Annotated in this window: 17 protein-coding genes; 11 read left to right on the top strand and 6 right to left on the bottom strand. The window is 71.2% G+C overall.

The genetic code is table 11. The annotated features are described in order from the left end of the window. Nucleotides 1–3: 3 nt before the first annotated feature. The 5 genes from ACH4G3_RS38940 (at nt 4) to ACH4G3_RS38920 (ending at nt 4945) form a co-directional block, all read left to right on the top strand. Entirely contained in the window at nt 4–396 is a 393-nt protein-coding gene (locus ACH4G3_RS38940; protein ID WP_063610741.1) for a YraN family protein, read from the top strand. Beyond that, entirely contained in the window at nt 396–2021 is a 1626-nt protein-coding gene (locus ACH4G3_RS38935) for a YifB family Mg chelatase-like AAA ATPase (RefSeq protein WP_397628911.1), read from the top strand. Before ACH4G3_RS38940 ends, ACH4G3_RS38935 begins: the two co-directional genes overlap by 1 nt. Further along, the gene (gene dprA, locus ACH4G3_RS38930; protein ID WP_397628910.1) at nt 2018–3178 is read left to right on the top strand and encodes a DNA-processing protein DprA; all 1161 of its coding nucleotides are present in this window, start codon (nt 2018–2020) and stop codon (nt 3176–3178) included. Before ACH4G3_RS38935 ends, dprA begins: the two co-directional genes overlap by 4 nt. Nucleotides 3179–3450: 272 nt before the next feature. Continuing rightward, nucleotides 3451–4293, top strand: coding sequence for an RNA polymerase sigma factor WhiG (gene whiG, locus ACH4G3_RS38925; protein ID WP_397628909.1), 843 nt, complete (start codon nt 3451–3453; stop codon nt 4291–4293). 94 nt (nt 4294–4387) lie between these two features. Further along, a complete protein-coding gene (locus tag ACH4G3_RS38920; protein ID WP_397629063.1) occupies nt 4388–4945 on the top strand; it encodes a TetR/AcrR family transcriptional regulator in 558 nt (185 codons plus the stop codon). Nucleotides 4946–5083: 138 nt separating this feature from the next. Here the strand turns inward: ACH4G3_RS38920 and ACH4G3_RS38915 are convergent, their stop codons facing one another. Further along, complete coding sequence (locus ACH4G3_RS38915) at nt 5084–5668, bottom strand: murein hydrolase activator EnvC family protein (RefSeq protein WP_397628908.1); 585 nt, start codon at nt 5666–5668, stop codon at nt 5084–5086. 273 nt (nt 5669–5941) lie between these two features. Here ACH4G3_RS38915 and rpsB point away from each other — a divergent pair, with 273 nt between their 5' ends. From rpsB to ACH4G3_RS38885, 6 genes are all read left to right on the top strand, one after another. After that, a complete protein-coding gene (gene rpsB / locus ACH4G3_RS38910; protein ID WP_397628907.1) occupies nt 5942–6856 on the top strand; it encodes a 30S ribosomal protein S2 in 915 nt (304 codons plus the stop codon). A gap of 176 nt (nt 6857–7032) precedes the next feature. Next, on the top strand, nt 7033–7869 hold the full coding sequence (gene tsf, locus ACH4G3_RS38905; protein ID WP_020272900.1) for a translation elongation factor Ts: 837 nt from the start codon (nt 7033–7035) through the stop codon (nt 7867–7869). 184 nt (nt 7870–8053) lie between these two features. Then, a complete protein-coding gene (pyrH, locus tag ACH4G3_RS38900; protein WP_010044452.1) occupies nt 8054–8812 on the top strand; it encodes a UMP kinase in 759 nt (252 codons plus the stop codon). A 165-nt stretch (nt 8813–8977) separates the two neighbouring features. Then, a complete protein-coding gene (gene frr / locus ACH4G3_RS38895) occupies nt 8978–9535 on the top strand; it encodes a ribosome recycling factor (protein ID WP_037669428.1) in 558 nt (185 codons plus the stop codon). Then, nucleotides 9535–10686, top strand: coding sequence for a phosphatidate cytidylyltransferase (locus ACH4G3_RS38890; RefSeq protein WP_397628906.1), 1152 nt, complete (start codon nt 9535–9537; stop codon nt 10684–10686). Before frr ends, ACH4G3_RS38890 begins: the two co-directional genes overlap by 1 nt. A 151-nt stretch (nt 10687–10837) precedes the next feature. Further along, the gene (locus tag ACH4G3_RS38885; protein WP_397628905.1) at nt 10838–11287 is read left to right on the top strand and encodes an SRPBCC family protein; all 450 of its coding nucleotides are present in this window, start codon (nt 10838–10840) and stop codon (nt 11285–11287) included. Between the two features lie 40 nt (nt 11288–11327). On the opposite strand, the gene ACH4G3_RS38880 is transcribed toward ACH4G3_RS38885, so the two are convergent. The 5 genes from ACH4G3_RS38880 to ACH4G3_RS38860 form a co-directional block, all read right to left on the bottom strand. Further along, a complete protein-coding gene (locus tag ACH4G3_RS38880; RefSeq protein ID WP_397628904.1) occupies nt 11328–11576 on the bottom strand; it encodes a hypothetical protein in 249 nt (82 codons plus the stop codon). A gap of 211 nt (nt 11577–11787) precedes the next feature. Then, nucleotides 11788–13023 (bottom strand): tyrosine-type recombinase/integrase, encoded by a 1236-nt coding sequence (locus tag ACH4G3_RS38875; protein WP_397628903.1) that lies wholly within the window; start codon nt 13021–13023, stop codon nt 11788–11790. Further along, the gene (locus ACH4G3_RS38870; protein ID WP_397628902.1) at nt 13023–13220 is read right to left on the bottom strand and encodes a helix-turn-helix domain-containing protein; all 198 of its coding nucleotides are present in this window, start codon (nt 13218–13220) and stop codon (nt 13023–13025) included. The genes ACH4G3_RS38875 and ACH4G3_RS38870 overlap by 1 nt, the downstream gene beginning before the upstream one ends. Continuing rightward, nucleotides 13217–14593, bottom strand: a complete 1377-nt coding sequence (gene repSA, locus ACH4G3_RS38865) for a replication initiator protein RepSA (protein ID WP_397628901.1) — start codon at nt 14591–14593, stop codon at nt 13217–13219. Before repSA ends, ACH4G3_RS38870 begins: the two co-directional genes overlap by 4 nt. Beyond that, nucleotides 14586–14771, bottom strand: coding sequence for a hypothetical protein (locus ACH4G3_RS38860; protein ID WP_184564806.1), 186 nt, complete (start codon nt 14769–14771; stop codon nt 14586–14588). Before ACH4G3_RS38860 ends, repSA begins: the two co-directional genes overlap by 8 nt. Nucleotides 14772–14798: the final 27 nt, after the last annotated feature.

Below are 14798 nucleotides of genomic sequence, written 5' to 3'. Positions count from 1 at the left end.
TGCGTGATCGTTGGCGCCGGAGGTGGTGCCGACATGAACGCACGCAGTGCGATGGGCAGGTACGGAGAGACTCTGGCGGCCCGGCGGCTGGCGGAGACCGGACTGACGGTCCTGGAGCGCAACTGGCGCTCGGGCCGGGCCGGTGAGATCGACATCGTGGCCAGGGACGGGGACGTCCTGGTCGTCTGCGAGGTGAAGACCCGCAGGGAGGGTCCCTTCGAGCATCCGATGGCCGCCGTGACCCCACAGAAGGCGGAGCGGCTGCGGGACCTCGCCGAGCGGTGGATCCAGACACACGGGGGCGCACCGCCCGGAGGGGTCCGCATCGACGTGGTAGGGGTCCTGCTGCCGGCCCGCGGCGCGGCCGTGGTCGAGCATGTGCGAGGGGTGGCCTGATGGGATTCGCCCGTACGTGTTCGGTGGCGCTGGTGGGCGTCGAGGGCGTGGTCGTCGAGGTCCAGGCCGACCTGGAGCCGGGCGTCGCGGCGTTCACGCTGGTGGGACTGCCCGACAAGAGCCTGACGGAGAGCCGGGACCGGGTGCGTGCCGCGGTCGTCAACTCGGGCGCGGCCTGGCCCCAGAAGAAACTCACGGTCGGCCTGAGCCCGGCCTCCGTCCCCAAGTCCGGCAGCGGCTTCGACCTGGCCGTCGCGGCAGCGGTCCTCGGCGCGGCGGAGCGCATCGATCCCCGGGTCCTCGCCGACATCGTGATGATCGGCGAACTGGGGCTGGACGGGCGGGTGCGGCCGGTGCGGGGGGTGTTGCCGGCGGTGCTGGCGGCGGCGGATGCCGGGTACGAGCAGGTGGTGGTGCCGGAGTGTGCCGCCGCCGAGGCGTCCCTCGTGCCCGGGGTGTCCGTACTGGGCGTCCGGAGCCTGCGCCAGCTGATCGCCATCCTGGCCGACGAACCCGTGCCCGACGAGGATCCGGACGAGCAGGGCCGCCCGGATCCGCTCCTGGCCGGCCTGCGCATGCCGGGCACGGGCGCCGCCACGGGCATGCACAGCGTCGGCGCGGCCCAGCACGAGCCCGGCCATGACCTGGCGGACGTCGTCGGGCAGACCTCCGCACGCACAGCGGTGGAGGTGGCCGCCGCGGGCGGACACCACCTGTTCCTGGAAGGGCCTCCCGGCGCCGGCAAGACGATGCTCGCGGAGCGGCTGCCCGCCATCCTGCCCCGGCTCGGCCGGCAGGAGTCACTGGAGGTCACCGCGGTCCACTCGGTGGCGGGCCTGCTGCCCCCGGGCAAGCCCCTGATCGACGTCGCCCCGTACTGCGCCCCGCACCACTCGGCCACCATGCAGGCCCTCGTCGGCGGCGGCCCGGGCATCGCGCGGCCCGGCGCGGTGTCGCTGTCCCACCGGGGAGTCCTCTTCCTGGACGAGACCCCCGAGTTCAACAGCCAGGCCCTGGACGCCCTGCGCCAGCCGCTGGAGGCGGGGCATGTCGTCATCGCGCGCAGTGCGGGAGTGGTCCGCTTCCCGGCGAAGTTCCTGATGGTGCTCGCGGCCAACCCGTGCCCCTGCGGCCGGTTCTCGCAGCGGGACGACCTGTGCGAGTGTCCGCCCTCGGCGGTCCGCCGCTACCAGGCCCGGCTCTCCGGCCCGCTGCTCGACCGGGTCGACCTGCGCGTGGAAGTCGACCGCGTCACCCGCACCGAGCTGACCTCCTCCGGCGCGCGGGGCGAGTCCACCGCGACGGTCGCCGACCGGGTACGGGCGGCCCGGGAGCGGGCCACGGAGCGCCTCGCCGGCACTCCGTGGCGGACGAACAGCGAGGTCCCCGGCCGCGAGCTGCGCAGCCGCTGGTACGCCGCGCCCGGGGCGATGGACGAGGCCGAGCGGAACCTGGAGCGAGGCGTCCTGACCGCCCGCGGCCTCGACCGCGTCCTGCGCGTGGCCTGGACGATCGCCGATCTCGTCGGCCACGACCGGCCCGACGCGACGGACGTCGCCCTCGCGCTCCAGCTGCGCACCGGCGTCCCGAGGGGCGTCCCGATGGCCATCGGGGCGCTGACATGAGCGTCGCCGACGAACCGGACGAGGAGCTGTTCGCCCGGGTCTTCCTCACCCGTGTCATCGAGCCCGGTGACGAGATCGGTGGGCGGTGGGTGCGGGAGCACGGGGTGCGGGAGGTGGCCCGGCGGCTGGCGGAGGGCGGACTGCCCCTGGCCGGGGTGGGCGGGAAGCGGTGGCAGGGCCTGCTGGCGAGGGCCGAGGTGGCCCGGCCGCGTGCGGACCTCGCCGTCGCCCGGGAAGCCGGGGTGCGGTTCGTCCGCCCCGGCGACGCGGAGTGGCCCGGGCAGCTCGATGATCTCGGGGACGCCCGGCCGCTGGGGCTGTGGGTGCGGGGGCGGGCCAGTCTGCGGATGTGGGCGCTGAGGTCGGTGGCCGTCGTCGGCGCCCGCGCCTGCACCGAGTACGGGGCGCACATGGCGGCCACCCTCGCCGCCGGCCTCGCCGAGCAGGGCTGGGTCGTGGTGTCCGGCGGCGCCTACGGAGTCGACGGCGCCGCCCACCGCGGCGCCCTCGGCGCGGGCGGCGCCACCGTCGCCGTCCTCGCCTGCGGCGTCGACCGCCCCTACCCGCGCGGACACACCCAGCTGATCAGCAGAATCGCCGACCAGGGACTGGTCATCGGCGAGCTGCCGCCCGGCGATCACCCGACACCCAGCCGGTTCATCCTGCGCAACCGGGTGATCGCGGCACTCACCCGCGGCACCGTGGTCGTCGAGGCCGCCCACCGCAGCGGCTCCCTGGTCACGGCACGGGCGGCACAGCGCCTCGGCCGGTACACCATGGGCGTACCGGGCCCGGCCACCAGCGGGCTGTCCGCCGGGGTGCACGAGCTGCTGCGCGGCGAGGCCGCCCTGGTCACCGACGCCGCGGACGTCGTCGAGCTGGTCGGCGACATCGGACAGCTGGCCCCCGACCGGCGCGGCCCCGTCCTGCCCCGGGACCTGCTGGCACCGGCCACCCGGCAGGTGCTCGCCGCCCTGCCGGGCGGCCGGGCGGCCCGGCCGGACGAGATCGCGCGCCGCGCGCAGACCGCACAGGACGACGCGATCGCGAGACTGTACGAACTCCGGGCACTCGGTTACGTCGAACGACACGGCGACGGCTGGAAGTTGACACGCCAGGCGATGGTGTCGGTCCGCGGCGGTCCGGAGCCATGCTGACCGCGCCGGTTCGGCCGTCCGGGGGAACCCCGACACGCCTTGGAAATTCCCCCAGTTGGGGTCCTCCGGTGATCACACCGAGCGAGCTCGCCGACCCGGTGGGACGCCCTCCGGAACGTATCTGCGCCCGCCCTGCCCTCCGTCCTTCGCGCACCGCGACACCCCAGTCACGCTACGCTCACGAGGATCCCGACACGGACAGGCAACTCGACATCAGACAGACAGCCCACCCCAGCAGCACCACTCCGCAGCAGAACGGCACAAGGCGACGAATGCCCCAGCACACCTCCGGGTCCGACCGGGCGGCGATCCCCCCAGCCGCCCGTGACGGTGGCAGCGTGCGGCCGCCCGCTCCCTCGACGCTCGACGAGCTGTGGCGGTCGTACAAGGCGACGGGGGACGAGCGGCTGCGGGAGCAGCTGATCCTGCACTACTCGCCGCTCGTGAAGTACGTCGCCGGCCGGGTCAGCGTGGGCCTGCCGTCCAACGTCGAGCAGGCGGACTTCGTCTCCTCCGGGGTGTTCGGGTTGATCGACGCGATCGAGAAGTTCGACATCGACCGCGAGATCAAGTTCGAGACGTACGCGATCACCCGGATCCGGGGCGCGATGATCGACGAGCTTCGGGCCCTGGACTGGATCCCCCGGTCCGTGCGGCAGAAGGCGCGCAATGTGGAGCGCGCGTACGCCACGCTGGAGGCCCGGCTGCGGCGGACGCCGAGCGAGAGCGAGGTGGCCTCCGAGATGGGCATCGCGGTGGAGGAACTCCACGCGGTGTTCAGCCAGTTGTCGCTGGCCAACGTGGTGGCTCTGGAGGAGCTGCTGCACTGCGGGGCCGAGGGCGGCGACGGCCTGAGCGTCATGGACACGCTGGAGGACACCGCCGCCGACAACCCCGTGGAGGTCGCCGAGGACCGGGAGCTCCGCCGGTTCCTCGCGCGGGCGATCAACACGCTGCCCGAGCGCGAGAAGACCGTGGTCACGCTGTACTACTACGAGGGACTCACCCTTGCCGAGATCGGGAACGTGCTGGGCGTGACCGAGAGCCGGGTCAGCCAGATCCACACCAAGTCGGTGCTCCAGCTGAGGGCGAAACTGGCGAGCTTCGGCCGCTGACCTGGCCGGATGGCGACGGGTGGGCGGAAGCCACTCCCGCCGGGCCCGGCGCGTCCGTAGAGTGGTTGACGTGCCAAGGATTCGAGCGGCCTCCGTGGCCGAGCACCGGTCGATGCAGCGAGCCGCCCTGCTGGACGCGGCTCGTTCCTTGTTGTCCGAGGGCGGTACGGAGGCGCTGACCTTCCCGGCCCTCGCCGAGCGGACGGGGCTCGCGCGGTCGTCCGTCTACGAGTACTTCCGGTCACGGGCGGCCGTGGTCGAGGAGCTGTGCGAGGTCGACTTTCCCGTCTGGGCGGCGGACGTGTCGGCGGCGATGGAGCGGGCGGGGACGGCCGAGGCCAAGGTCGAGGCGTATGTGCGGCAGCAGCTGGAGCTGGTGGGGGACCGGCGGCATCGGGCCGTGGTGGCGATCTCGGCGAGTGAGCTGGACGCCGGGGCCCGGGAGAAGATCCGGGCGGCGCACGGCGGTCTGGTCGCGATGATCGTCGAGGCGCTGGACGAGATGGGGCATGAGCGGCCTCGGCTGGCGGCGATGTTGGTCCAGGGGATCGTGGACGCGGCGGTGCGGCGGATCGAGCTGGGGGCCGCGGAGGAGCCGGGCGCCATCGCGGACGCGGCGGTGAGTATGGCTCTGCGGGGTGTGCGGGGCTGAGCGGCAGTGGTGCCCGGGGAGGTGAGTGCGCAGCCCGGCGGAGCGGGGTGCCGCTGCGCCCGCCCTCCACCAAACTCCCGGCTGCGCGCGAGCAGGGGGAACCCATCGCCCGAGCGGCACGACTGCCACTGTCCGCGGCTAAGCAGTCCCGTAGACCGGCAGGAGCCTCGACGGGCCCCTGAGCAGGAGCCAGGGCGGTAGGAGCGACAGCGGGTTCAGGTAGGTCCGGTCCCGCCGCAGGCCCCAGTGCACGCACGTGGTCGTGCAGTGCGAGCCCCGCGCGTCCACCCTCCCGATCACCTCGCCCGGTTCGACCTCCTGGCCTTCCTCCACGGATGCCGTCACCGGTTCGTACGTCGTCCGCAAGAGTGGATCGCCCGTCCCCGTGAGATCCACCGAGACGACTCCCTTGCCGGCCACCCTGCCGGCGAACGCCACCCGGCCCGCCGCCACCGCCCGCACCGGCGTCCCGGGGGCTGCCGCCAGGTCCACGCCGCGATGGCCGGGGCCGTAGGCCGACGCCGGGGGTTCCCAGCCGCGGAGGACCCGGGGGCGTAACCCCACCGGCCACACGCGTCCCACCGCCGGGACGGCGGCATCCGGGACGGGTGGGGCGGCACCGGCCGCGAACAGGGGCGGCGGTGGGGCCAGCAGGGCCGTCACCGTCACGACCAGCAGCAGGACCAGCCGCGCACACACGCGCACACATCGCTTCGCTCGCATGCGGAAAGCGTCCCGGACCACTGCCCGTCAGCGGCCGTGGCTGTGGACCGCCGCCCGGTTGTGGACAACGGCGTCACCCGGTGCCCCGCGGGTCCCGTACACTTCTGGTGGCGATCCGGGTCACCGGGTCGACTTCGCACGCCCCGATACGCACCCCGGCAACGGGCCGTATCAGCGCCCCTCGGTCCCTCGTGGCACGGCGCGCAGTGGGCGTCAGGCGCGGAGGCCATCCGGCATCCGCGGCACAACCGAGAAGCACAAGGAGATACGGCCATGGCCGTCGTCACGATGCGGGAGCTGCTGGAGAGCGGCGTCCACTTCGGTCACCAGACCCGTCGTTGGAACCCGAAGATGAAGCGCTTCATCTTCACGGAGCGCAACGGCATCTACATCATCGACCTGCTCCAGTCGCTGTCGTACATCGACCGCGCCTACGAGTTCGTCAAGGAGACCGTCGCCCACGGCGGCACGGTCATGTTCGTCGGCACGAAGAAGCAGGCGCAGGAGGCCATCGCCGAGCAGGCCACCCGCGTCGGCATGCCCTACGTCAACCAGCGCTGGCTGGGCGGCATGCTCACCAACTTCTCGACCGTCTACAAGCGTCTGCAGCGCCTCAAGGAGCTCGAGCAGATCGACTTCGAGGACGTCGCCGCGTCCGGTCTGACCAAGAAGGAGCTTCTCGTGCTCTCGCGCGAGAAGGCCAAGCTGGAGAAGACCCTCGGTGGTATCCGCGAGATGCAGAAGGTGCCCAGCGCCGTCTGGATCGTGGACACCAAGAAGGAGCACATCGCCGTTGGTGAGGCCCGGAAGCTGAACATCCCGGTCGTCGCGATCCTCGACACCAACTGCGACCCCGACGAGGTCGACTACAAGATCCCGGGCAACGACGACGCGATCCGCTCCGTCACCCTGCTCACCCGCGTCATCGCCGACGCCGTCGCCGAGGGCCTCATCGCCCGCAGCGGTGTCGCCACCGAGGGCAAGGGCGAGAAGGCCGCGGGCGAGCCGCTGGCCGAGTGGGAGCGCGACCTGCTCGAGGGCGAGAAGAAGGCCGACGAGGCTGCCCCCGCCGCTGAGGCCGCTCCGGCCGCCGAGGCTGCTCCGGCCGCCGAGGCCGCCCCCGCCGCCGAGGCCGAGGCCGAGAAGCCGGCCGAGGGCGAGACGGCCGCCGAGGCCGAGCAGGCCTGACCCGTCAGTCCGAGTTGACGGCGGGAGCGGTACTGCATCACCGGCGCTCCGGCGCGGTGTGAAGTCCGCTCCCGCCGTTCACCCGTAGGTCAGCGGCCGGACAGGACTCCCCGTCTCCATGGGGAGCGCACCGCAGATCTTCGATCTTCCAGACTTCGAGAGAGATTCACAGACTCATGGCGAACTACACCGCCGCCGACGTCAAGAAGCTCCGTGAGCTCACGGGCGCCGGCATGATGGACTGCAAGAAGGCGCTGGACGAGGCCGAGGGCAACGTCGAGAAGGCCGTCGAGGCGCTCCGCATCAAGGGCCAGAAGGGCGTCGCGAAGCGCGAGGGCCGTTCCGCCGAGAACGGCGCCGTCGTGTCGATCATCGCCGACGACAACTCCTCCGGCGTCATCGTCGAGCTGAAGTGCGAGACGGACTTCGTCGCCAAGGGCGAGAAGTTCCAGGCCGTGGCCACGGCCATCGCCGAGCACGTCGCCAAGACCTCCCCGGCCGACCTCGAGGCCCTGCTCGCCTCCGAGATCGAGGCCGGCAAGACCGTCCAGGCGTTCGTGGACGAGGCCAACGCCAACCTGGGCGAGAAGATCGTCCTGGACCGCTTCGCCCAGTTCGCCGACGGCTACGTGACGGCGTACATGCACCGCACGATGCCCGACCTGCCCCCGCAGATCGGTGTCCTCGTCGAGCTGGACAAGCCGAACGCGGAGATCGCCAAGGGCGTCGCCCAGCACATCGCCGCCTTCGCGCCGAAGTACCTCTCCAAGGAGGACGTGCCGGCCGAGGTCGTCGAGTCCGAGCGCCGCGTCGCCGAGGAGACCACCCGCGCCGAGGGCAAGCCCGAGGCCGCCCTGCCGAAGATCGTCGAGGGTCGCCTCAACGGCTTCTTCAAGGACGCCACGCTGCTCGGCCAGCCCTACGCGCTCGACAACAAGAAGTCCGTCCAGAAGGTGCTGGACGAGGCCGGTGTCACCCTGAAGCGCTTCTCGCGCATCAAGGTCGGCATCTGAGTCCGTACCGCGATCGACGCCCGGCCCCGATAGGGTCGGCAGCAGTCGTCCCGGTACGCCGTCACAGGGGTGGCGGACGACAGCAGATCTGACGAGGAGGCCATTGCCGTATGGGATGCGAACCACGCCCCACCGGCAATGGCCTTCTTCGTATGTGCAACACGTGAAAGAGGCGGGATCCCCCATGACCACCAAGGCCCAGAAGAGCGACGACGGCAAAGTGCGCGGCCGGTTTCTGCTGAAGCTGTCCGGAGAGGCCTTCTCCGGCGGTGGGGGCCTGGGCGTCGACCCCGACGTGGTGCACAAGATCGCCCGCGAGATCGCGGCCGTCGTGCGTGACGGTGCGCAGATCGCGGTCGTCATCGGCGGCGGCAACTTCTTCCGCGGTGCCGAGCTCCAGCAGCGCGGCATGGACCGGGCCCGCTCCGACTACATGGGCATGCTCGGCACCGTCATGAACTGCCTGGCCCTCCAGGACTTCCTGGAGAAGGTGGGGGTGGACTGCCGGGTGCAGACCGCCATCACCATGGGCCAGGTCGCCGAGCCGTACATCCCGCTGCGCGCCGTGCGGCACTTGGAGAAGGGCCGCGTGGTCATCTTCGGTGCCGGTATGGGCATGCCGTACTTCTCCACCGACACCACCGCCGCCCAGCGCGCCCTGGAGATCGACGCGGAGGCGCTGCTGATGGGCAAGAACGGCGTGGACGGGGTCTACGACTCCGACCCGAAGACCAACCCGGACGCGGTGAAGTTCGACCACCTCGGCTACGGCGAGGTCATCACGCGCGATCTGAAGGTCGCCGACGCCACGGCCGTGACGCTGTGCCGCGACAACAAGCTCCCGATCGTGGTCTTCGAGCTGCTGGCGGAGGGCAACATCGGGCGCGCTGTCAAGGGTGAGAAGATCGGCACGCTGGTGGGGGACCCCGGCAGCAGGGACTGAGACCCGAGAACAACCCCGTCCGGGGGACGGACGGGACGGAGCCGGGCCGGGGGATGGACAATGTCCCGCCGGTCGGGAACCGTGCAGGAAGAAGACGCGACGCAGCCGGCCGCCGCCCCACATGGAACCGCAGCCGGGCCTACTCAAGACACGCAGGAGCAAGTGGTGATCGAAGAGACCCTCCTCGAGGCCGAGGAGAAGATGGAGAAGGCCGTCGTGGTCGCCAAGGAGGACTTCGCCGCGATCCGCACCGGCCGTGCGCACCCGGCGATGTTCAACAAGATCGTGGCCGAGTACTACGGCGCGCCGACCCCGATCAACCAGCTGGCCTCGTTCTCGGTGCCCGAGCCGCGCATGGCCGTGGTGACCCCGTTCGACAAGAGCGCGCTGCGCAACATCGAGCAGGCGATCCGCGACTCGGACCTCGGCGTCAACCCGAGCAACGACGGCAACATCATCCGGGTGGTGTTCCCCGAGCTGACCGAGGAGCGCCGCCGTGAGTACATCAAGGTCGCCAAGAGCAAGGGTGAGGACGCCAAGGTCTCCATCCGCTCCGTGCGCCGCAAGGCCAAGGACGCCATCGACAAGCTGATCAAGGACGGCGAGATCGGCGAGGACGAGGGCCGCCGTGCGGAGAAGGAGCTCGACGACACCACCCACAAGTACGTGGCGCAGGTGGACGAGCTCCTGAAGCACAAGGAAGCGGAGCTGCTCGAGGTCTGATGAACGACTCTTCCTGGGGGGCGCCGCCGCAGGCCGGTTACTGGGGGCCCACCGACCAAGGGCACGGCCGTGGGCACGCCCAGAGCCCTGGCCATGGACGTGCCCACGGCCCTGGCCATGGGCACGTCCAGGGAGCCGCCCCGGCGGGTCCCGCATACGATGCGCATGAAGCGCCTCAGACTCGCCCCATGCCCATCGTGCCCGACGTAGCCGATTACGGCGGAAACCAGGATGACGACCGGGGGGCTGCTCCGCTGAGCGGCTCCCCGGTCCGAAACGAGACGAAGCCGGAGCCCATGCCCGACGCCGCAGAGCCGGCACCCAAGCCGCAGAAGAAGAGCGCGGGTCGCGACCTGAGTGCCGCGATAGGGGTCGGGGTCGGGCTCGGCACGGTGATCGTCGCGTCGCTGTTCGTCGTCAAGGCCGTGTTCGTCGGCGTGGTCGCGGTCGCCGTCGTGGTGGGCCTGTGGGAGCTGACCAAGCGGCTGGACGAACGCAAGGGCATCCGGGCGCCCCTCGTGCCGCTCGCGCTCGGCGGCGCCGCGATGGTCGTCACCGGGTACGTCCGGGGCGCCGAGGGCGCCTGGGTCGCCATGGGGCTCACGGCACTGGCGGTGCTGGTGTGGCGCATGACGGAACCGCCCGAGAACTACCTCCGGGACGTCACGGCGGGCGTCTTCGCGGCGTTCTACGTGCCGTTCCTGGCGACGTTCGTCGCGATGATGCTGACGGCGGACGACGGGCCGCAGCGGGTGCTCACCTTCCTGCTGCTCACGGTCGTCAGCGACACCGGTGCCTATGCGGTCGGCTGGCGCTTCGGCCGGCACAAGCTGGCCCCGCGCATCAGCCCCGGCAAGACCCGCGAGGGTCTGCTCGGCGCGGTCTCCTTCGCCATGGTCGTGGGCGCGCTGTGCATGCAGTTCCTCATCGACGACGGCGCCTGGTGGCAGGGCCTGGTGCTCGGCCTCGCGGTCGCGGTCACTGCCACGCTGGGCGACCTCGGCGAGTCCATGATCAAGCGGGACCTGGGCATCAAGGACATGGGCACGTTGCTGCCGGGGCACGGCGGCATCATGGACCGGCTGGACTCGCTGCTGCCCACGGCCCCGGTGGTGTGGCTGCTGCTGGTGCTCTTCGTCGGGTCCGGCTGAGGCGATACGGCTTTTGTAATTCCCAAAGCCTTTGCGGCTTCTGTGGTGAGCTCCCGTCCGATGACCGGCGGGGGCTCACTGGCGTTTGTGCGGGGGTGCCTGCGGCGTCACCAAGTGGGACGATTCAGGTGTACGCAGCAAAGGGGGCATCATGTCCAGCATTCGACAGACCATCGATGTCGACCGGCGTCCCGAAGACGTCTACGACTACGTCATGGACACCCCGCGGCTGCCGGAGTGGCAGCTGAGCGCCGTGTCCGCGGAACGCCTCGACGAGGGGCCCGTCGCCGTCGGCTCCCGGATGCGGGTCACCCGGCACATCGGCCGCCGGGTCATGCCGATGACCATGGAGGTCACGGAGTACGACCCGCCGCACAGCTGGGGCATGCGGGGTGTCGACGGCCCCGTACGGGCCCGGGTGCACGGCGAGGTCGAGCCGTTCGACGAGGGACGGCGCTCCCACGTGACGATCGAGGTCGACTTCGAGGGCCACGGCGTAGGCAAGGTCCTCGTCCCGCTCGTCGTACGCCCCCAGGTCCGCAAGGAACTGCCCCGCAACGAGCAACTCCTCAAGGACCGGCTGGAGCACGCGGGACAGTAGGGAGGCTGTCACGCCGAGGCGATCCGGCATGACGCGGTTTTCAAGATCTCCTGGCGAGGGACGCAGCCCGGCGGCGCAGCCCCCAAGCCCTGAACCTGCCGCTGCCGAAGATGCCGGCACCGACGGACAGGGCGAGCAGTACGGATGAGGGCCCAACGCCGAGGGAGACCGGGTGGTGCCCGGCCGCCAGCGACAACAGGAACATGATCAGCGTGAGGGTCGCTGCTGCCGCGGCGAGAAAGACCGCCAATTCGGCCCACCACATCGCCCGTGTCGGTTGAGTCGTCACGACGTCGTTGTACACCCGTGCCACCGGGCTTACAAGGCGCTGATCACGGCGTCCTCGATCAGTGCTGGGCCGGCGCAGTTGATCTGCCACACTGGATGGGTTATGCCTGCACCCGGAGAACTGATCTCCTACAGGCATGAAGAAGCCCCCTACCAGCGGGTTTTCCGCCAGCAGGGGGCCGTCTCGTACCCGGTGGGCCGTCTCTGGGCCGTCAGGGCTCCCGGGCCGTAGCGAAGACGTCGTCCAGGGCACGGCGGGCTCGTTCGCTGCTGCTGGGCATCAGGTGGGCATACACCCGCAGCGTCATCGCCGGGTCGGCGTGCCCCAGGTATTCGCTCACGGCCTTGATGCTCTCGCCCGCGTCCAGGAGGACCGAGGCGTAGAAGTGGCGAAGGGCGTGCATCCCGTGCTGCCGAGCTGAGGCGTACGGCTTGCCGGGTTCCGGCGTCGGGATGAGGCCGGCCGCGGCGAGGGCGCGCTTCCACTCGTGAACGTTGAAGTTGCTCCGCCAGACGATCCCGCCGATCGTGTTCGTGAAGATCAGGCGCCGTTCGGTGAGCGGGCCGTCCGGCCTGCCCCACGGCAGCTTGATGGCCACGGGCGGGTAGCGATCCATGTGCCGGCGCAGCGCCGAGGCGACCGAGGACGGCAGCGGCACGTCACGCTCCTTGTTGCCCTTGGGCGGGGCGAAGACCGCGACGCCACGGATCAGCTTGACCTGAGTGGTGACTCGCAGGGTGTCGCTGTCGAGCTGCAAGGCGTCTTCGGCCAGGCCGATGATCTCGCCCTGTCGGAGGCCGCAGCCGCTTCCCACGTCGACCATGGCACGGTAGCGCTCGGGCAGGGCGTCGCGGACCGCGAGCACTTGGGAGGGGAGCCAGGGCACGACCCGGGCAGTCGAGACGGCCGGTGGGCGGACAGACGCTGCCGAGCACGGGTTCCGGGCGAGGTGGCCGTCATCCACGGCGGCCGACAGCACCGCGCGGACGTTGGCGTAGATGTTGCGGGCGTAGGTGCCGCCTATCGAGTCGTTCTCCAGGTCGCGCACGAACTCGCGGATGTGGACCGGGCGGAAGGACCCAAGCGGACGCGCCCCGATGCGAGGGAAGGCGTGCAGGCGGAGCCGGGTTTCCACTCCGATACGGGTGTTCAGGTCGGTCGTCTGCCCGGCGATCCAGCGTTCCGCGTACTGCTGGAAGGTGATGCGGGCGGCCTTGGGGTCGACGTACTGGCCACGGGACATGTCGGCGGCCGTCTCGGCCAGCCACTCTTCCGCCCGGCGCTTCTGGCGGTCGGGGAAGGACCGGCTCTTCTCGGTGCCGTCCGGCCCGACGTACCGGGCCCGGTAGCGGAGGCCGCTGCCGTAGCGGTCCGTCTTCACCTTCACCGGCTTGCCGTCCGGGCCTGTCTCGGTCTTGTACCAGCGATCCTGCACGTGCCCAGCCATCAGGCGGCCACCTCGGTCAGACCGTCGACCCACTGGCGAAGCCGTACGGGGTCGTAGCGAAGATGCCGGCCGACCCGGAAGGCCGGAGGGCCTATGCGCTTCCGCCGCCACTGGTACAGCGTCTCGACCGGAACGCCGAGCAGCTCGGCGACGTCAGCCGGGGTCAAGTACCGCTCCGGAAGGGTGCGGACGGTCATGCGGCGACTCCTTCCAGAGCCAGGTCTTGCAGGGCTTCGCGAGCGGTTTGGCGGTTGAGTTGGAGGCCGCGGGCGATGGTGGCGGCCAGGACGGATTCGCCGGGCGTGTGGCCATGGCCCGCGTACTGCCAGTCGGCGAGGACCAGGACGGTGTCCGGCTCCTGGTCGTCGAGGCCGAGGGCGGCGTGTTCCTGTGCGGCGCGGTAGTCGGCGCGGGCCTGCCGGAGGGCGCCGAGGGTGGTGGAGTAGCGGCGGGACTTGGAGGAGAAGTGGCCGCGGAAACCGAGCATGTGAGCCCAGGCCCACAGGCGCCGGTCCGGGTACAGCGGGTCGAGTAGCTTGCACGCCTCGATGAGGCGTCGGGTGTGGTCCGGGACGCCGTGACGGTCGAGTTCGGACAGCTCACCGATGCGGCGGTCTAGGGTGCCCGTGTTCTCGGCGGCCTTGGTGGCGTACTTGGCGACGTAGGAGGCGACGGCCTGTTCCGTGATGTCGGAGCCGTCCCCGAAGGACTTGATCGGCCGGACGTCGAGCTGTCGGCCCCAGCGGAAGGTCCGGGCCGGTTGGTCGGCGACGGCCGGGACGGAGACCGAGGTGTAGGAGTGCACGGCAGCGGCCCGGATCGCGTCGGAGAGGAGATCGACCGTGGCCCAGGTCGGCGGCGGGGATCCAGGGCCGTCCGGTCCGTCGAGGCGGATCACGGCATGGAAGTGCAGCGCACCCCGCTTCTGGAACTCCGCGACCTTGCCGTACGACAGCCGGGCCGACTCCTTCAACTCCCGCTGGGAGAGGCCGGCGCGGGCGGCGACTTCACGGCGGAGCCGGTTGGTGAAGCGTTGCCAGAGCTGTCCGGCGTGATTGTTGAACAGCACCGTGCCCGCGTAGTCGTACGTCTCCGGGTCGAGGGCCGTGCCCAGGGCGGGATCTTCGGGGGTGTGGCGGGTGCCGCATCGGCAGACGCCCCGGTCCGGGCGGTTGTGCACGCGGCCGAATGAGGGGGCGGTGAGGGTGGCGAAGACGCGGGGATGGTCGCGGACGGTGGCAGGGATGTCGCGGCGGTCGTCCCCGGCGAGCCCGGCGCGTATGAGGTGGTAGGTGTCGCCCGCGTACGTCCAGGCGCAGGAGGGGCAGCGGGAGGCTCGGCGGTTGCCGCAGGCGAGGCGGAGTCGCCCGCCCGGTTCGCCCTCGGTGGAGTAGTGGTGCAGGGTCTCGCCGGTCGTCTTGTCCTTGTGCAGGACCCAGCCGGTCAGGTGGATGGGGTCGGCACAGCCGCCGGTGCGGCGGATCTGCTCGTGCCAGCGGTGGTAGTCAGAGGCCGAAGCCACCCTCAGCAGGTCGCCGAGGGTGGCACGGTCGAGCAGCTGCTCAGGCACGGGCGCCCTCCCGGTCGGGGCGGGTGCGGGTGACGCCGAGGCCGTCGCAGGCCGGGCAGTGGGCGGTGATGGTGCGCAGGTGACCACGGTGGTCGCGGCCGCCGAGGGTGACGGCGACGGAGGCGAAGCCGTCGCAGGCCGGGCAGATCCTCGGCGGGGGCGAGCTGTGGTGGGCCATGATGGTGGTTCCTTTCGATTGCGGTTG

This window comes from Streptomyces afghaniensis (assembly GCF_044327915.1).
Classification (GTDB): Bacteria; Actinomycetota; Actinomycetes; order Streptomycetales; family Streptomycetaceae; genus Streptomyces; species Streptomyces afghaniensis.
The sequence above is the reverse complement of the archived record's forward strand: the minus strand, read 5'-3'. Positions and strand labels throughout refer to the sequence as shown.